The 18,083-nt window shown below is 67.8% G+C and carries 15 protein-coding genes and 1 pseudogene; 10 read left to right on the forward strand and 6 right to left on the reverse strand.

Going from position 1 to position 18,083, the window contains the following annotated elements; genetic code table 11:
- Nucleotides 1-99: 99 nt before the first annotated feature.
- From DB30_RS11245 to DB30_RS11280, 8 genes are all read left to right on the forward strand, one after another.
- The gene (locus tag DB30_RS11245) at nucleotides 100-699 is read left to right on the forward strand and encodes a hypothetical protein (protein WP_052548403.1); all 600 of its coding nucleotides are present in this window, start codon (nucleotides 100-102) and stop codon (nucleotides 697-699) included.
- Between the two features lie 88 nt (nucleotides 700-787).
- Nucleotides 788-1,507: a large conductance mechanosensitive channel protein MscL gene (locus DB30_RS11250; RefSeq protein WP_052548404.1), complete on the forward strand. Its 720-nt coding sequence runs from the start codon at nucleotides 788-790 to the stop codon at nucleotides 1,505-1,507.
- A 98-nt stretch (nucleotides 1,508-1,605) separates the two neighbouring features.
- Nucleotides 1,606-1,764 carry a hypothetical protein gene (locus tag DB30_RS11255; protein WP_153258292.1) on the forward strand — a complete coding sequence of 53 codons (159 nt, stop codon included), beginning with the start codon at nucleotides 1,606-1,608 and terminating at the stop codon, nucleotides 1,762-1,764.
- A 124-nt stretch (nucleotides 1,765-1,888) separates the two neighbouring features.
- Nucleotides 1,889-2,284 carry a DUF4150 domain-containing protein gene (locus DB30_RS11260; RefSeq protein ID WP_052548405.1) on the forward strand — a complete coding sequence of 132 codons (396 nt, stop codon included), beginning with the start codon at nucleotides 1,889-1,891 and terminating at the stop codon, nucleotides 2,282-2,284.
- A complete protein-coding gene (locus DB30_RS11265) occupies nucleotides 2,281-4,653 on the forward strand; it encodes a type VI secretion system Vgr family protein (RefSeq protein ID WP_146658513.1) in 2,373 nt (790 codons plus the stop codon). Before DB30_RS11260 ends, DB30_RS11265 begins: the two co-directional genes overlap by 4 nt.
- Nucleotides 4,650-7,358, forward strand: a complete 2,709-nt coding sequence (locus DB30_RS11270) for a DUF2169 family type VI secretion system accessory protein (RefSeq protein ID WP_052548407.1) — start codon at nucleotides 4,650-4,652, stop codon at nucleotides 7,356-7,358. Before DB30_RS11265 ends, DB30_RS11270 begins: the two co-directional genes overlap by 4 nt.
- Nucleotides 7,355-8,446, forward strand: coding sequence for a pentapeptide repeat-containing protein (locus DB30_RS11275; RefSeq protein ID WP_052548408.1), 1,092 nt, complete (start codon nucleotides 7,355-7,357; stop codon nucleotides 8,444-8,446). Before DB30_RS11270 ends, DB30_RS11275 begins: the two co-directional genes overlap by 4 nt.
- Before the next feature lie 2 nt (nucleotides 8,447-8,448).
- Complete coding sequence (locus tag DB30_RS11280) at nucleotides 8,449-9,120, forward strand: DUF3540 domain-containing protein (protein ID WP_052548409.1); 672 nt, start codon at nucleotides 8,449-8,451, stop codon at nucleotides 9,118-9,120.
- A gap of 13 nt (nucleotides 9,121-9,133) precedes the next feature.
- Here DB30_RS11280 and DB30_RS11285 read toward each other — a convergent pair whose 3' ends face one another.
- The 6 genes and pseudogenes from DB30_RS11285 to DB30_RS11310 all read right to left on the reverse strand — a co-directional run bounded on the left by DB30_RS11285 (nucleotide 9,134) and on the right by DB30_RS11310 (nucleotide 15,736).
- Nucleotides 9,134-9,544, reverse strand: a complete 411-nt coding sequence (locus DB30_RS11285) for a hypothetical protein (RefSeq protein ID WP_052548410.1) — start codon at nucleotides 9,542-9,544, stop codon at nucleotides 9,134-9,136.
- A 166-nt stretch (nucleotides 9,545-9,710) separates the two neighbouring features.
- The gene (locus DB30_RS11290; protein ID WP_146658514.1) at nucleotides 9,711-10,535 is read right to left on the reverse strand and encodes a hypothetical protein; all 825 of its coding nucleotides are present in this window, start codon (nucleotides 10,533-10,535) and stop codon (nucleotides 9,711-9,713) included.
- Nucleotides 10,536-10,652: 117 nt separating this feature from the next.
- Nucleotides 10,653-10,973, reverse strand: a pseudogene (locus DB30_RS11295) (SDR family oxidoreductase); the annotation flags it as partial.
- Nucleotides 10,974-11,075: 102 nt separating this feature from the next.
- Nucleotides 11,076-12,335, reverse strand: coding sequence for a hypothetical protein (locus DB30_RS11300; RefSeq protein WP_052548412.1), 1,260 nt, complete (start codon nucleotides 12,333-12,335; stop codon nucleotides 11,076-11,078).
- Between the two features lie 43 nt (nucleotides 12,336-12,378).
- Nucleotides 12,379-14,472 (reverse strand): CotH kinase family protein, encoded by a 2,094-nt coding sequence (locus DB30_RS11305; protein WP_052548413.1) that lies wholly within the window; start codon nucleotides 14,470-14,472, stop codon nucleotides 12,379-12,381.
- A 25-nt stretch (nucleotides 14,473-14,497) separates the two neighbouring features.
- Nucleotides 14,498-15,736 carry a hypothetical protein gene (locus tag DB30_RS11310; RefSeq protein ID WP_052548414.1) on the reverse strand — a complete coding sequence of 413 codons (1,239 nt, stop codon included), beginning with the start codon at nucleotides 15,734-15,736 and terminating at the stop codon, nucleotides 14,498-14,500.
- A gap of 131 nt (nucleotides 15,737-15,867) precedes the next feature.
- On the opposite strand from DB30_RS11310, the gene DB30_RS11315 reads away from it, so the two are divergent.
- Nucleotides 15,868-17,610: an NAD(P)/FAD-dependent oxidoreductase gene (locus DB30_RS11315; RefSeq protein WP_052548415.1), complete on the forward strand. Its 1,743-nt coding sequence runs from the start codon at nucleotides 15,868-15,870 to the stop codon at nucleotides 17,608-17,610.
- Between the two features lie 7 nt (nucleotides 17,611-17,617).
- Nucleotides 17,618-18,082 (forward strand): lipocalin-like domain-containing protein, encoded by a 465-nt coding sequence (locus DB30_RS11320; protein ID WP_052548416.1) that lies wholly within the window; start codon nucleotides 17,618-17,620, stop codon nucleotides 18,080-18,082.
- Nucleotide 18,083: the final 1 nt, after the last annotated feature.

Here is an 18,083-nt window from a genome sequence, read left to right on the forward strand (position 1 = left end):
GCGTCCGCGCCCGCGAGCCCGGTCCACGAGCCCCAGCCCCAGCCCCCACGTCACGAGCCCGCCGAACACCCACGAACGTCGCCGCTATACGGCCCGCCGGTGAGACACGGGATCGGGCTCGACGTCGCGATCGGGCTCGCCCTGTGTCAGCCCGCGCTGCTCTACGCGGGTGTGTGTCGGCGCCAAGCCGGGGGCCGTGGCCCCGCGCCGGGGGTCGCGCTGCGGCTGGGGGCTGGCTGGCGCTTCAACCCCAACTGGTACCTCTCGGGCGCGTGGGTTCGCCAGGCGCATCGCCCGGGTGGCTCGTTCGCTACGGGCACGTCTGACGCCGGCATGCTCGCGGTCCGCGGGATCCTTCCTCTCGCAACGCCGACCGGGGCGGACAGCCGCGTGGACCTGGGCTTCGAGCTTGGCCTGGGCTGGTCGCAGCGGGTGCTGACGCGCGACGTCGCCCCCCTCCAACTCAGCTCCAGCGGCGCGCTGGTTCGGCCCGCCCTGATCCTGGACGGCTGGATCCTCGCCGACTTTTCGATCGGTCTCGAGTTCGCGACACAGCTCAATTTCCATTGGCAACACTGCGTGGACGCTGGTTGCCAGCCAGCGCCGGGCGATTGGGTCGCGAGCGACCTGGATCGACGTTGGGTCGACGGGTTCACGATCGCGCTGCGATTGAGCGGACTCGTGTTTCCCCGTCTCTAGTGGCGAATCCAAGCAGCCACCAACAAAAAGCAATCAATCATCGACGCGCCGTGACTACCGGTAAGAGCCCCGCGCTCCACCGAGCCCCATGAGCCACCTTTCCATTGTCGAAGCCCCGGCCCCGTCCCCTACCCGTCCCCGCCTGTCGGCAGGTGAACCGCCCCCGCGGATCGACGATCTCGCCGCGCAGCTGTCGGAGCTTGGCAAGGAGCTCAGCGTCGAGCAGGCCGTGGAGATCGGTCGGCTCGTGGTCGAGCGCCTGTACAAGGGTGATCTCTCGAGCTGGCGCGGCCGCGGACCCAAGACCCACTCGCTGCGCTCGCTCTCGCGCCGCAGCGACCTGCCCGTGAGCAGCTCCGCGCTGTATCGCTCGATCGCCCTGTACGAGCTGAGCTCGCGGCTTGGTGGGCTGCAGCGCTGGGCCGAGGCGGGCCTCGGCATCAGCCACCTGCGCCTGGTCCTGGGCTTGCCCGAGCTCGACCAACGTCGCCTGCTCGACGCCGCGATCCATGAGACCTGGACGGTCGCCGATCTCGAGCGCGAAGCCGTCGCCGCCCGCAAGCGCAGCCCCGCGCGCGCCAGTCGTGGCGGCCGGCCCAGGCTCCCGCGCTTCGTGAAATCGGTCAATCGCCTGCGCAAGACCGCCGAGGCCCCCGACGAGCTGTTTGGTGATCTCGACGCGGCGGCCAGCATGAGCGAAGAGGACCTGACCGAGATCCGCGACATGCTGGCAACGATCCGCGTGCGCTGCTCGGAGCTCGAGCGCGCGCTCGATCGCGTCGCGCCGCCGATCGTCCGCAACGACTGACGCAGAACGTTGGTCGGCGGCCAACCGGTGGCAGGTCGCATCGGGTCGTATCAGGTCGTATCGAAGACTGGGACTTCGCCTGGCAGGGCGAGTACTTCTTGACCGAGCCGGTGACCGTGCAGTTCGGAGATCGCCTGTACGTCGAATGCCACTTCGACAACAACCAGGCCAACCAACCGGACGGCGAAGCCCCCCGAGATCAGTGGTGGGGTGACGACAAAGAGATGTGCATCGCGTCCGTGATGATCTCTCGCTGACGCTCCATTAGCGGCCATTAGACCGCTCAAAGCCGCGATGCCGCCGATCTTGGCGAGGCCGCTCCAAATTCGCGATGGCGCCCGCGTGTTGATGATAGAATCTGCCGCCACCGGAGACCCGCCAATGTTCGCGAACACGCAGATGATGGGCATGGACACTGGCTTTCCAGATGTCTGCCTGACCCCGAGCCCAGCCGGGCCCGTGCCGATCCCCTACCCCAACATCACCGCCGGTCCGATGGGCGTGCCCGCGGCCTACAACGTGCTGTTCATGTGCGCCCCGGCCCACAACATGGGCACGTCGATCCCCATGACCAATGGCGACAACGCGGGCGTCGCCACCGGCGTCGCCTCGGGCATTGTGATGGGCCCGTCGCGCCACCTGACCGGCGCCTTCACGACCTTGGTGGGTGGCCTGCCTGCGACCCGCGTGACCAGTGCCTCTTTGCAAAACTCGACCAACTGTCCGGGTGTTCGTGCCGTGCCCAGCCAGGTCAAGGTCCTGATCTTGTCGCCATGAGTGAACCTACCGAACAACAGATCGTGCGCCTGCGCTTCTTTTGCGACGCCAGCTCCGACATCCAATGGGAGGTCTCGGGCTTTTCATTGTCGGAGCGCTTCAACGAGCCCTACCAGCTCCGCGTGGAGCTGCGCACCCAAGACCCGGGCGCCGAGCCAATCGCCATGCTCGGGGCCTCGTGCAACGTCACCGTCGAGCGCGGCACGATGCAGCGCGAGTTCTTCGGCATCATCGAGTCCGTCGAAGATGGGTTGAGCCAGGCCGATCACGTGGTCGCCAACTTGACGGTGGTCCCAGCGCTGATCGCCCTCGCGCATCGCAAGACCAGCCGGATCTTCCAGGACATGACGATCCCGGACATCCTCGCGCAGGTGTTTGACGAGGGCCTCGCCCCGTTCGAGCGCAGCGTCAACACCGACTTCCTGACCGGCAGCTACGAGCCGCAGGAGTACACGGTCCAGTACCGCGAGACCGACCTCGAGTTCGTCGATCGGCTCATGGAGGAGTACGGCATCGTGTACTGCTTCCGGCACACCGACGTCGAGACCCTGACCCTGATCGACGACCCCTCGGCCTACGAAGATCTGATCTCCCACGGCAACGACGACGGCGTGCTGCCCGTGGTCCTGCGGGGCGACGGCGCGGGCATGCGCGAGAACATCCAGGGGTTTCGCCGCGAGTCCAAGCTGCGCCAGACCGTGGCCCGCACCGCCGTGTTCGACTGGATGGCGCCTGGCCCCGCGCAGCTGAGCGAAGACGACACCGTCACCGACCTCGGCTTCGTCAACGGCGCAGAGTTTGGGCCCGAGCGCGAAGACTACGAGCACGAAGAGCCAACCACGCTCTACGGGTATCGCAGCGCCGGCCTGGACTTCGCGGCCGTCGAGAACCAGGTCCGCCTGCGCCGGGTCGTTCACCAACGCGACGCGACCCGCAGCGTCGGCGTCTCCTCGGCGACCGGGCTCAGCCCGGGCATGAAGTTCGAGCTGCTCGATCACCCCCAGCCCGATCTCGACGGGCAGTACCTGGTCGTCAGCGTCGACCACAGCGCCGGCAACTACATGACCGGCGGAGCCAGCGGCGGGTCCAGCAAGGCCGACGGCGGCGAAGCCAGCGATGCGCCGGCCGAGGACTCGTACACCAACCGGTTCGAGTGCGTGCCGATCGACGTGGAGTGGCGGCCCACTCGCAAGACCCCGCGCCCGCGGATCCACGCGATGCAGACCGCGACCGTCGTGGGCCCGGCCGGCGAAGAGATCCACACCGACGAGCACGGCCGCATCAAGGTCCAGTTCCACTGGGACCGGGACGGCGCCTCGGACGAGAGCTCCTCGTGCTTCATCCGCGTGGTCCAGCCCTGGGCCGGCAACGGCTGGGGCTTCGTGTTCTTGCCCCGGATCGGCATGGAGGTCGCGGTGACCTTCGTCGAGGGCGACCCCGATCGACCGGTCGTGACCGGCTGCCTCTACAACGGCGCCAACGCGACGCCCTACCCGCTCCCGGGCGACAAGACCAAGAGCACGATCAAGTCCGACAGCTCGCCGGGCAGCGGCGGCTTCAACGAGCTGCGCTTCGAGGACGCGGCGGGCGCGGAAGAGATCTACATCCACGCCCAAAAGGACTTCAACGAGGTCGTGCTCAACGACCACAACACCACGGTTGGCAACAACCAAACCAACAACGTCGACGTCGATCAGACCCAGACCGTCCACGGCAACCAAAGCGAGACGATCGACGGCAACCAAGACATGACCGTCTCGGGCAACCGCACGGTCCACGTCGTCGGCGACTTCGAAGAGACCATTGACGCCACCGAGACCCGCACGGTGACCGGCGCCGTGTCCGAGACCTTCGCGGCGACCGAGACCCGCGACATCGCGGCCGATCAAACCGAGACGATCGGCGGCAGCGTCACGCGCACCGTCAGCGGCGGCGTGAACGACACGATCACCGGCTCGCTCACCGAGACCATCACCGGCGGGATCACGACCACGACGCCGGCCAACCTCAACATCACCGCGGCGGGCGGCATCAACATGACCACCGCCGGCTCCATGCTGGTGACCGCAACCGGCGGCTTCACGGTCCTCGCTCCGGGCGGCACCAAGACCGTCGACGTGGACTTCTGGAAGGTCGGCGGCGGCCAGGGTGACGCGTTCTCGTGGCAGATCGGCATGGCCGGGATCAAGCTCGACGTCGTCGGCCTCGCGATCGCAACCACGGGCACCAAGCTCGAGGCCTGCAACATCTCGATCTCCACCGCCATGGCGGCGATGGCCAACGAACCAATGGTGATCGAGTCGCGCGGCCAAGCCGTCGCGCTGGGCGCCATCGGGATCTGGAGCTTCGGCCTCTCGTCACTGCTGTGAAAGTCTTCAAGCCAGGCCAGCTCGGAATCCTGACCCGCTGCTTCGAGCACGGGCGGCGCTTCTACATGGGCGTCTCGGCCCTCAGCTTCATCCAGCTCGGGCGCACCGACTCGATGCTGCACGAGGTCGCGATGTGGAAGTTCGTGGCCGAGCGGCTCGGGGCCGAGGGCGCCCTCGATGCCGCGATCCCCAAGTCGCGCGGCGAGTTCCTCGTCAACGGCAGCGCGTTCGCACCCGGCGGCCAGCCGGTCCCGGCGATCGCCGTGCGGGCAGCGGTTGGCTCGCTGCAAAAGGACCTCGCGGTCTACGGTGACCGCTACTGGACCGGTCGCAGCGCCACCCAGCCGCGGCCATTCACCCAGATGCCGCTCGACTGGGCCCACGCGTTTGGCGGCCAGGACTACGCCAAGAATCCCCACGGCAAGGGCGTCAGCGAGGTCGAGATCGAGGGCGTGCAGATCGTCCCGCTGCCCAACATCGAAGCCCCGCGCGAGCCCATCTCGGCGCCCGGCGACCGACCCGACCCCGCCGGGTTTGGGCCGCTGGACATCAGCTGGCCCCAGCGCAACGCCCTGGCCGGCACCTACGACCAACACTGGCTCGAGAACCTGTTCCCTGGGTTTGCCCGCGACGTCGACTGGGAGATCCACAACATCGCCTGCCCGGATCAGCGGCGCGATGGGTTCTGGGAGGGCGGCGAGCGCTACCGCTTCGACAACCTGCACCCCAGCAAGGTCGTTGAGGGTGAGCTGCCCCGGTTTCGCGCCCGGGTGTTCGTGAGCCGCTCCCACCAAGTCGGTCAACCCCGGCCGCCAATCCCCGAGACCAAGGCCAAGGTCAAGGTCGCGCCCGAGGTCATCGACGAGATTCCGCTGGCGCTGCAGACCTTGTGGTTCTTTCCCGACGCGGAGTTCGCCGTGCTGATCTGGTCGGGCTCCACGATCATCGCCGAGGAGCAGGGCGAGGACATCTTGCACCTGATGGCCGCCGCCGAGCACCAAGGTCGGCCCCGCGAGCTCGAGCACTATCGCCAGGCCATGGCTGCGCGGCTCGATCCCGACAATGGACCGATCGCCTCGCTGCGCGATGAAGAGCTGCTGCCCCAGGATCTCGGCCCGGCCCCCTCCCCGCTCGACGAGGACGTCGAGCTCGCCAAGTTTGGCAACTTCGCGGCGCAAAACCTCCACCGTCGTCAGGTTCAGGTCGCCAACGACGCGCGGGCGATCGTCGCCGGCCATGGCCTCGATCCCGACATTCACGGTCCCCTCGAGGTCCCGCCGCTGCCGCCCGCGCCCAGCATTCAAGAGGCCGCCGCGACCCTCGAGAAGGCCAAGGCCGAGGCCGCCGTGACCAAGGCCGAGCTCGAGGCCAAGGCCGCCAAGGCCCAAGCCGACATCGACAAGATCGTCGACGACGCCAACATCGAGGGCTTCACCAGCGAGACCGTGCGCGAAGAGCAGGCCGGCCCAGGCCACGTCGGTCCGCCGATCTGGACCGCCGACTTCATGCTCGGGATGCTGCAAAAGCTGGCAATGGACTCCCGCTCGGCTGGCGTGATCAACGACGAGATCGAGGGGATGATCGTCAACGACAAGCTCTACGCCGAGTGGGCAGAGTCCGAGCGCAAGCAGTTCGAGGCCTACCGGATCCAGGCCCACCTCCAGTCTCCGGCCCCGCCGATGCCCGCCGAGCTGACCGCGCCCACGCGCGAGCGGGTCCGCATGGCGATCGCCAACGGCGAAGACTTTGCAACGCTCAACATGACCGGCGCGGATCTGAGCGGGATGGATCTGGCGGGCGCGAACTTGTCGGGTGCGCTGCTCGAGAGCGCCATTCTCGAAGGCACCAACCTCAGCGGCGCCAACCTAGACAACGCCGTGCTCGCCCACGCCAAGCTCACGGGTACCCGCTTCGATGGCGCCTCGCTGGTCAACGCAAACATCGGGCGGGCCAAGATAAGCGGCGCCGTGTTCACGGGCGCGGATCTCAGCAAGGCGACCCTGTTCGAGGCCGAGGTCGCGGACGCCAGCTTCGAGCGGGCCACGCTGGTCGGCGTGACCTTCTTCGGGGCCCAGTTCGAGCGCGTCAACGCCCGCGGCATGAAGACCGAGACCGCGGTGCTAGCCAGGACCCGGTTCAGCGCAACCGACTTCGCCGGGGCGATGCTCGACAAGTGCATCCTGCTCGAGAACGATCTGCGCGGGTCCAGCTTCGACGGCGCCTCGCTGGTCGGGGCAACCTTCCTCAATTCGGATCTGCGCGAGGTCGGATTTCGGGGGGCGCGCCTCGACAACGCCCGCTTCGTCGAGGGCACCAAGCTCGACGGCGCCGTGTTCACGCAAGCCTCGCTGCTGGGCACCAACTTGCGCGGGATGTCGCTGCGTGGCGCAGATCTGCGCCAGGCCAGCATGGATCGCGCGGACCTGACCGAGTGCGATCTGGCAGACGCCAAGCTCTATCAAGTCGTCGCCCGCGAGGCCAAGTTCGAGGTCGCGGATCTGCGCAACGCCGAGCTGATGTCCGGCAATTTCATGAACGCGAGCTTTGCCCGCGCCACCCTCTACGGCGCCGATTTTCGCGGCGCAAACCTGCACGGGGCCGACATGGCCCGGGTCCGATCCGACGCCACCGTGCAGCTCGGCGAGGCGCTGCTGACCAAGGTTCGGATCCATCCCCGCCACGTCGAAGCAAGTGAGCCAGCATGACGCGGAAGATGGACGACCCCACCCAGTGGAAGGTGCCCAAGACCGCCGACGAGCTCGCCGCCTTCGTGCACGGCGGGCGCGAGATCGTTGGCTACGATCTGAGCGGCCTGGACCTGCGCGGCGTCAACCTGTGCGGCGGCGTGTTCAGCGAGGCCAAGCTGTCCAACGCCCAGCTCGACGGCGCGGACCTGCGCGAGGTCAGCTTCATCAAGTGTGCGCTCGACGGTGCCTCGTTGGTTGGCGCCAACCTCCACCAAGCCAACATCGTCGGATCAAAGCTCGCTGGCGCGAACCTCAGCGGCGCCGCAATGACCACCGCCAAGTTCAACGAGGTCGACGCGACCGGGGCGGACTTTCGCAACACCGACGCCCGCCTGACCGTGTTTGCCAAGTGCACCCTCAGCAACGCGCTGTTCAACGACGCCAAGCTCGAGCGCACGATCTACCTCGAGGACGCGCTCGACGGCGTGGACTTTCGCGGGTGCAAGCTGGACGCGGTCACGCTGGTCCAGACGGATCTGCGCTCGACCCTGTTCGAGGGCGCGAGCTTCCACCGCGTCATGATGCTCGAGTCCAAGCTCAGCGGCATGAGCTTCGCGGGCGCGAGCCTGGCCTACACCCAGTTCACCGACGCCGAGCTCGAGGGCTGCAACTTCAGCGACGCAGACCTTCACAACTCCAACTTCAAGGGCGCCAAGCTGGCCGGGGCGCTGTTCGCCAAGGCCAACGCCAACAACGCGCTGTTCGTAGAGGCTGATCTGCGCGGCGCTGATCTGCGCCAGACCAAGCTCAGCCAGTCGATCTTCGTCAACGCCAACCTCGAGGGCGCCAGCTGTGCGGGCGCGGGCATGTACCAGTGCATCTTGCACAAGGCCACGTGCAAGGGCGTGTCGTTTGCCAGCGCCAACTTGATCTACGCTGACTTCTCCGAAGCGGACATCAGCCAGGCCGATTTCACCGGCGCAAAGATGTTTCGCGCCAAGCTGCACAACGTCGTCGAGGACGGCGCCGTGATCCCCAACCGCGCCGTCACGCTGGGCACCGATCCCGAGCTCGCGGCGGCGCAAAACTGGAAGCCAAAGTTCTGACCATGAACATCCACCTGCGCGAACTCGAGCTCGTCACCAACACCACGCCTGCCCCCGGTCGCCAGGGGACCGCGATCACGGTTGGGCGATCTGGCTCTGGCGGCAGCTGGACGCTGGAAGCAGACGGGCGGCAATTCGAGGCCAAGCGGGCCGCCAGCTGCCTGCTCGAGCCCGAGATCGGCGACGAGGTGTGGTTCGTCGCGCAAGGTGAGCGCAGCTTCGTGCTCGCTGTGCTCGAGCGCGCCGAGGCGGCCGGGGTCGCGACCCTGAGCGTCAATGGCGACGCTGCGCTGCGGGTCAACGGTCAGCTAGATGTTCACGCGAGCGCGGGGGTCGAGCTGCGCAGCGACGCGCAGGTTGGCATCACGGGGGCGGAGGTCCGCGTGCAAGCCAAGCTCGCGCGGATGGTGTTCGACGAGGGCACCGCCGTGCTGCGATCGATGTTCTCCCACGTGACCAACTCCACGTTTGTGGGCAAGGTGATCGAGACCGTCGCGGATCGGGTGGTGCAGTCGAGCAAGACCAGCCTGCGCACGGTGGCCGAGCTCGACCAGGTGCAGGCTGGGGTGATCGACTACCGCGCCAGCGATGCGGCGCATGTTGCTGCGGATCAGGTGCTGATCAATGGCGGGCAGATCGCCAAGGTCGAGGCTGGGCAGATCCACCTGGGCTGAGCCCAGCAACACCTCAGTGGCAATTCTTGAAGGTCACCGTGCCCGAGACCTTGCGCCCCTCGGCCTCGCACTCGAGCTTGGCTTCACCCATCACGTTGGTGATGTCATTGACCGAAGAGGTCTGCCGCTCGACGCTGAAGCTCCCGCACGCGCCAAACTCGACGGCCTTGTCGCCAAGCAGGATCGCATTTGGCTCGTTCGTGGGGCTCTGAACCAGCCGCAGCGTTTGCCCGGCGTCGTCGATCAGATCAACCCCCGCGAAGCCGTTGAGCTGCCCCGCGCGACATGAGGTCGGCACGAAGCTCTTGTCATCGATCTTCAGCGTCGCGGTGATCTCGTTGGTGCAGGCGGTCGTGCACAGCAGCAACGCGGCGAGCAAGCCCAGCCCCTGGGCTTGCGCTGAACGTGATCCAACGGGGTTCATGCCGCGAGTATACAGAGAACGAGGGGGGCGGACCAAGTCACGGCCCATCAAACCCTCAGCCGCAGACCGAGCCCGAGAACCCGTCGAAGCCGATCATCGCCGGCACGCAGCTGCCCATCGGGCAGTCGGCATCGGACTCACACTCGCCACAGACCCCGACAAACCCTCAGCCGCAGACCGAGCCCGAGAACCCGTCGAAGCCGATCATCGCCGGCACGCAGCTGCCCATCGGGCAGTCGGCATCGGACTCACACTCGCCACAGACCCCGAGCTGGATGAAGCCCATCAGATCCGCGGTGGTGCAGAAGCCCTCGCACTGCTCGTTGCCGCTGCCGTTGGCGTCACACAGCGAGTCGTTGGGGGCGGTCCCGGGATCAATGCACGCGCGCTGGCCCCCAATGTTCATGAGATCCATGAAGTCGACCTGCGGGGCGCACAGCTGGCCGGGCGGGCAGTGCCCATCCTCGGCGCACTCCGAGCAGAAGTTCCCGTTGAACAGCCCGCCCAGATCGATGACCTCGGCGCAGTACAGGCCGTCGGCGCAGGCGTTGTCGCTCTCACACATCTGGCCCTGGCCCCCGTCGCCGCACGCGAACCAGGCGCCCGAGAACGTGCAGTTGCTGCCGTCGGGGCAGTCCGAATCGCTGCCGCACTCCGAGCAGACCCCGCCAAACCCGGGCACCCCATTGCAGAACAGATCTTCGGCGCACTCCGAGTCGGACATGCACATGTCGCCCAGGTTGCCCGGCGCGGCGGTGTCCATTCCGGAGTCGGGCCCCTCGTCGGACACGAAGCTGCCGTCGGTGGTGGTTGATGTCGTGGTCGTGCTGGGATCGGGGCCGTCGTCGGTCGACGTATCGGCTGCAGTCTCGCTGGCGGTACCGGAGGCGGCCGTGGTCTCGCCCGCGTCTTCGTCGGCCGGCGCGTCGGGGCCACACCCCACGATCAACGACACGGACAGGCACAAGAAAGGAAGCAGGCGGGTCGACATCGAGGGTGAGTTCACAAAGCGCATGGCAGGTCTCCGGGTGGGTCTATGCCGGGGAGCGTCCCGCAAACCGGGGGCGCTTGTCTACCCTGATGTCGCCGCCGGCTTCGCCCTGGCCGCTCAGGTCCCGACGATCATGCCGCCGTCGACGCTGAGCACCGCCCCGCTGATGAAGCCCGAGCCTGGATCCGCCAAGAACAGGTACGCCCGCGCGATGTCCTGGGGCTCGCCGATCCGCCCGACAGGCGTGCGCGCGACCATGCCTTCGAGCGCGTGCGCGGGCAACTGCCGGACCATGTCCGTGGCCACGAAGCCGGGCGCGATCGCGTTGACCGTGATCCCATAGCGACCGAGCTCTCGCGCCCAGACCTTGGTCATGTCGATCACCCCCGCCTTGGCCGCGACGTAGTTGGTCTGGCCAAAGTTTCCGTACAGCCCCACGCCTGCGCGGTGGCCAGGCCGATCCCGTTGGCGGCGCCAGTGATAATTGCGACTCGTTGTTCGTTGCTCATCTCGTGTCGCGCTCGTGGTGGTGATCGGGGGTCACTCGAACACGAGGTCCGGGTGACGACGCAGGATCTGTGCCTGCCCCGCAGAGAACCACGCCTGGTCCACCTCCACGGAGGTCGCGATGCCCGAGCTCATCAGTTGCTCGCTCGCCTCGCCGGCCGCGTGCTCGCCAAGCGGCGCATCGCTGTGATGCAGCCCGAGGTAGTGGCCGATCTCGTGGGCAAGCACGACGCCGTGCCGCTCGGGTGACTGACTGGGGGCCGGCTCGCCGTCCTCGTCGCACGCGCCCGCGGCCACGACCACGACCGAGGGCGAGGTCGCGTCATCGAGCGCGCCGGGGATCCGCGTGGCCTGCCCCAGCGGAAAGCTGGCTGTCATCTGGATCTGATCCGTGAGGTGGATGCACGGGACCAGCACCACCGGCACGAAGCGCGCGTCGTCGGCGTCCCGACGCAGGCAAGCCAGGACCTCGTCGTGCAGCGACCGCATCGGCAACATCTCGCCCTCGTAGTCCAGCTGACCGACCGGCCCGACTCGACCCTCGGCCTCGAGCTCGAGCTGCACGCCGATCGCCGCGAAGCGCTGAACCGCGACCGCCCACGCCTGCGCGAGCGCGGGGTCTTCGGTCGTTGGCGCCCAGCCGCTGTCCTCGCTGATCAACATGCGCACGGCCACGCGCGCGGACGCCTCGGGGCTTGGGATCGGCTCGGACGCCGCGTCCACGCGGATCTGCGTGGGCATGTCAGGAAACCGCAGCCGCGTCGCGCCAACCCGCAGCGCGCAGTCCCGAAATTGGACGCGCAGCTCGACGACATCCGGCCCCGCGAGCGGCTCGAGAGCGCTCGAGAACACGAACACGCCCGCGCCAGGGCCTTGGTAGCTGCGCTGGTGGGTGGGCAGGAGCTCGGCGTTGGCGGCGGGGATCAGCTCCGTTCCGTCGCTGAGCCGGGCCTCGAGTAGATCGTGGCAGAGCAGCTCGTGGGTCGTGGGCTCGCCGTTCAGGTTGACGCTGCGGACCGCGAGGTAGCGCTGGCCGGCGGCGATCGGGATCTCGATCCACCCGCTGTGGCCGGCGTCGTCGATCGTGAGCTCCCCGATCGGCTGCCACGCGATCGCAGCGGGCGAGCTTGTGGGGAGCTCGATCGCGGGATCGCAAGGGTGCGGCTCGCCGCCGGTGTCGGACTCCGTGCCGGCGTCCGTCGCTTCGCTGGTGTCGGCTTCGTCGCTCGCGGCGGGTGGCGTGCAAGCGGCGAGCGCGAGCGCGACGAGCGAGGTTGCGGTGGCGGAGCGCACGGGCGCTCACGATAGCGGATTCGGACGCTGGCGACCTCGGGCGTCAGTTCCCCACCCGGTACGCAGCGATCCGCTCGGCCACCAGCGCCCGCCGTGCCGCGTACGCGGCCTGCAGCGCCCCAGCCTTGGCCTGCACCTCGTCCTCCACCACCCCAAACCCGATCGCGTCGGGGTTCTCGCTCAGCAGCTCGATCATCGCCGCCCGCGCTGGCTCGCCGCCAAGCCGGGCGAGCAGCGCGTCCACGCTGAGCTCGGTCGCCGCGTTGAAGCGCGCCTGATCCAGCCACTCGAGCGTCTGCTCGAGCGTGTCCACAAACCGATCATAGACCGCCGGCTCTGCGAAGATCGCATAGTCCAGGCGCCCCTCCGAGCAATACAGCAGCTCGTGGGGATCTTGAATCGCGAAGTCGCCGTTGTTGTGGCAAGGCGAGAAGATGTCGTCCTGATCCCAGGTCGAGATGCTGAAGTAGTCTCGCGTCATCCCGGGCTCGCCGGTGACGTCCGTTGACATGAAGTAGACCTCGTCAACGTAGTCGCCCGACTCGAGCAAGCTCATCAACGCGATCCAGCGCAGGTATTGCTCGAGATCCATGCTGGCCTCTAGCCAGGTCAGCAGCGCGTCGCCGGTTGTCGTCTCGGCCGTGCTCGTGAACGCCTCGTAGTCCGCCAGCGCCTGCGCTTCGGAGCCGGCGCTGTGCTTGGCCTCGGGCAGCTCGCCCTCCACGTCGGCCGCGCGCCGGACGATCAACCGGACCCCGGTGTTGTCTTGCCGCAGCTCCTCTTGGGGCTTTTCAACCAGCAGATACACGCCCTGGCTGACGCCGCTGAGCACCAGCTCGACCATGCGAAATTTGGGCGCGAACAGGCCCAGCGCGGCCATCAGCTGGTTGGCGGTGAATTGCGTGATGTAGCGATCATCCAGGCACATCGAGAGCAAGAAGAACTCGTCGGTGGCCGAGCCCTCGAACCAGCGCCGGGGTTGGTCATCCTCGAAATTGAGCGAGTAGGACTTGCGCTCGCACGCGAGCGAATTGTTGCCGCGGAGCTTGAGCTTGGCCGGGGCGGTCAGATCGGGCGCGTTCAGATCTGTGCGGATCTTGCCAATGAACGGCTCCTTGCTGAGCTCCGCGACGCGGGCGTCGTACTCGATCCGCTGCGACGGCGACAACAGGATCTCGATCACCTCGGGGTAGACCGGCTCGCCAGCCCCGGGCGCGCAGCTCATGCCCGGCTCCGCGCCCGGTACCGCGACGTGATCGAGCGGCAGCGCAGGGCCGCCGCCCGCGACGTGCAAGGTCGCCCCCTCGACCACATCCAGCGCGCAGTAGCTGACGACGTGCTCACCAGCGGCAAGGTCTGCGTCGAGCCGGGTCGCCCCCTCCAGCAGCGCCGCCTCGAAGCCGCTCGGGGACGCGCCAAGCGACACCAGGTCGACCCGCAGCGGTGCGCTCGTTGCCAGCTCTGCGCCATCAAGCAGCTCCGCTGGAGCCGCGACCAGCAGCTGACGAACGCTCGCGTGATCGGGCTGGACCCGCGCGAGGGTGTCGTCGATCGCGTCAACGGCAGCCGCGAGCGCGAGCGGGTCCGCGTCGCGCGAGCCAAGCCCGCTCCCAAGCAGCTGCTCGAGCCTGGCGCGTTCGGTGGTTGGCGTGGAGATCTGCGTGACCCGCTGGCCCCAGCGAAACAGCGCGATCCGTTCATTGGCTGGCCGCGCGTGGGCGAACGCCATGACCGCCTGTTGCAGCTCGACGGCCTGTTCGGGGTCAGCCGCGGGCAGCAGCAACAACGCCGTGATCGAGCTGCTCGTCGCCGCCTCGATCGTGGTTGGCAGCACCTCGCAGTCGGCGTTGGTCACGACCAAGCACGCGCCGTACTCGGCCCCAAGCAGCTCGCCAGCGTCCCCTTCGAGCCGAACGTGCCGACGCAGCCCGTGATCGTCGTAGAGCTTGGTGCCCGTCGCGACGACCGCGGCGATCCGCGAACAATCGACATCGAGCCCGGCGCCTTCGAGCTGCACTTCGCAGACCTCGGGCTCGGGCTCGGGCTCGGGCTCGGCACCCGGCGGCTCGCACCCCGTCACCGCCAGGGCCAGCCCCGCAAGCAGGGCTCGGCACAGGCGGGTGACGCGAGCGATCATGGGGTGCGTCCCACCGATGTCACGCTCAGGCGACCGCGGCCGCGCTCGCCTGCGCCCGGGTGTGCTTGGCGATCAAGCAGCGCAGCGTGGGCGCGATGATCTGGTCGAGCACCGCGTTGGACACCGCCGCGCGGGTTGACCCTTGCAGCAGGCCGAAGCGCTCGAGCATCGGACCATCGGTGGAAGGATCAACGACCTCGCGCTGGGCCTCGAGCTGCGCGAGACGGGCCGTCAAGATCGGCGCCAAGCTGGCGTCCTGGCCAAGCATCCAGTCGAGGGTAGCCCAAGCCAGCTCCGCGTGGCGGGTCTCGTCTTCGGCGATCTGGGTCAGCACCGCGGACACCTTGCCGCTGCTGCGCTCGGCCGAGATCCGGGCCCGCATCGCCGCGACGCCCTCACCCAAGCACCCCTCTTCGAGGGCCTCGAGCGCGAGCTCCTCGAGCGTGGCGACCCGCGGCTTGGGCATCGGCAGCGCGCCAAAGTCGATCTCGCCGGCGCCGAAGCTGCGCGCCATGTCGAGGCACAGCTGCGCATGGGCGATCTCGTCGAGCGCCGCCGCGTGGCAGCGGGCGATCAGCTGGGGCGGCGCCGCGTGAGCCATGAGCTCCTGGGACAGCCGCGCGAACGCGGGGATCGAGCCGTGCTCGCTCTGGGCCGCGCGGGTCCAGGCTCGGGCGGCGCGATCGTTGTGCAGATCGCAGTCGCCCTGGGCCCAGCCGTTGCCGCTGACCAGCGTGGGCAGCAGCGCGTGGCCCTGCTCGCGGATCGGCCGGCCCTCTTCGTTGCCAGGTGGAATGCAGGTCTCTTTCGACTCGTCGGTGAAGAGCACGGCGCCACACGACACCGGGTTCATCGCCGCGACGCACTCGGACTCCGAGGGCGAGGCGTTCATCGCCGCGAGCATGTTGTCGGCGTCGGTCAGGCAGGTCGACGCCTGCACGCGCGAGTAGCCCTCACAGTCACCGGCCATGAACGTGCCGGGGACGATGTTGCAGGCAGCGTCTGGCTCGCAGGCCCGGACGGCCTCGCAGTACAGCTGGGCCCGCAAGGTCGCGTACTCGAGCTCGGTGAGATCCTCGTAGTCCGGGGCCGGCTCGGGGTCGGGCTCCGGGTCCGGGTTGGTGCCGGGGTCCGTGCCGGGGTCGGTGTCGGCGGCCGTCTCGCCGTCACCGAGCTCGTCGAGCTCGTCACCGATGAACTCCTGGCCGCAGCCGGCGGCGGCGAGGAAGAGGGGCAAGAAGGGGCGCAGGTTCAAGCGGGCCATGCGATGTCTGTTGCACGGCGTGGGTGGGTCGATCACGGGTTGGTGCTGATTTGCCGAAGCCCCACAATCGGCACAACATCGCGCGGCCGGCGCACAGTGCGCGTAGTGCATCGATCTCCTAGAGTCATGCGATGCCCCACGACCTCGTGATCCTTGGTGGCGGACTCGCCGGCTTGACCCTGGCGCTCCAGCTACACCGCCGCCTCCCCCGTCACGACATCGTCGTGCTCGACCGCCAGCTATCTCCGCTGCCCAGGCACGCCCACAAGGTCGGGGAGTCGACGGTCGTCGGCGGCGCTGACTACCTCCATCACGTGCTGGGCATGCACGACTATCTCGCCCATGAGCAGGTTCACAAGCTCGGGCTGCGCTTCTTCATGGGCGATCCCCGCGCCGACTTCTCGACCCGCCCGGAGCTCGGTCGCTCGATCTTCCGTCCAGAGATCAACGAGTGGCAGTTCGATCGCGGCGCGCTCGAGGACGAACTACGCGACAGAGTCCGCGCCGCGGGAATTTCTCTGCGTGAGGGTCACAAGCTGCTGGACATCGAGCTCGCCTCCGGTCGAGCGCCCCATCATCTGCGGGTCGATGATGGCGAGACCGTGCGCGAGCTCGAGGCCCAGTGGGTCGTCGATGCGACCGGTCGTCGGCGCTTTGTGCAGCGCAAGTTGGGCGTCCATGAGCCCTTGGACAGCGACTGCAGCTCGAGTTGGTTTCGGGTCCCGACCCGCGTCGACGTGAGCGACTGGGTCCCGGCCACCCAGCGTGACTGGCATGCTCGGGTGCCTGGGGGCTACCGGGTCAACTCGACGCAACACATCGTCGGTCCCGGATACTGGGTGTGGATCATTCCGCTGCCCGGACCAGCAACCAGCATTGGAATCGTCACGCGCGAGTCCGATCACGCGTTCTCCAGCTTCAATACACTCGCGCTGGCGAAGGCGTGGCTGCGCGAACACGAGCCCAGGGTGTTCGAAGCGCTCGAACACGAGCAAGCCTTCGGGTTCGGCGTCATGCGCAGGTACACCGGCTTCGTGCCGACCCAGGTGGTGTCCCTCGACCGCTGGGCGTGCACGGGCGAAGCCGCCTGCGTGGTCGATCCCCTGTATTCGGGCGCGATCAACGGCATCGCTACAATCAACTCGATGATCGTCGAGCTCGTCGAGCTCGACGCCGCGGGTGCGCTCGAGCAGGCTCACTGCGATCACGTGAACGCCGAGTTTTGCGGGTGGGCCAAGTGGGTCGTGCCTGCGTTCCAGCGGACCTACGCCTATTTCGGCAACACGCTGATCACGACTTGCAAGGTGCTGTGGGACTTTAGCTATGTCGCCGCGCTCGGCTCGCCAAACCTGCTCAATCGTGTGTTTCGCCCCGGCTTCCTGACAGACGCGACACTGCGCGACGCTCCGGTTGAAGCCGGTCTACCGCGATACCGAGCGCTGTATGAGACCATGCTCGAGCTATTCGATGCTTGGGCGGCCGCGAGCACCCGCGACGCGACCCAGACCTACGCGTGGATCGACTACCTCGAGCTCCCCTTCTTGGGCGAGATTCTGCTCGCGAGTCACGCTCGCTGTGACGACCTCGTCGGGCTCTGGCGCCGCCATGGGGCGATCGTCGAAGAGGTCGCGCAGGCGCTGTTCTTGCTCATGGTCGAGGATCTTCACCCCGAGGCGCTGCCAGCCCTGGTCGAGGCCGGGTGGCTCGACGCGTGGTCGATCAGCGCCGATCCGAGCGACTGGGCCGCTGGCGGCCCCTTGTTCACACCCGAGACCGCGCCGCTCGACGCAGCCGACCGGCCGCTCGCGTGGCGGGACATCCGAGCGCAGCTGCGCAGCTGCTTCAAATTTTCAACCGACGCAGCGATCACATGAGGATCTCATGAACGACGACATCAACGGCATGCATCCGATCATCGGCACCTGGAGGCTCGAGACCTTCGAGGGCATCGGTCGCAGCGGTGAACGCCAGCTCCCCCTTGGCCCCAACCCGGTGGCGATGCTCGTGTACGACGCAGCCGGCCACGTCTGCGGGCAAGGCATGCGAAGCGACCGGCCCCGCTTTGCCACCGACAGCCCCGGCGCCGGGACCCCAGAAGAGATCCGCGCGGCCTTCGTCGGGTACATGGGCTATTTTGGCAGCTACACCCTCGACGACGAGCGAGGTGTGGTCGTCCACACGCTCGAGGGCAGCTTGTTCCCGAACTGGATCGGCACCCAGCAGAGCCGCGAATTCGAGATCGTCGACGATCGCCTGACCCTCCGCTCGCCGCCAGTCACGATCGGCGACGACCGCTTCCTCGTCGTCGCGGTGTGGCGGCGCATCGGCGGCATCCATCGGCTGTGAA

It is taken from the genome of Enhygromyxa salina, assembly GCF_000737335.2.
Lineage (GTDB): Bacteria > Myxococcota_A > Polyangia > Nannocystales > Nannocystaceae > Plesiocystis > Plesiocystis salina_C.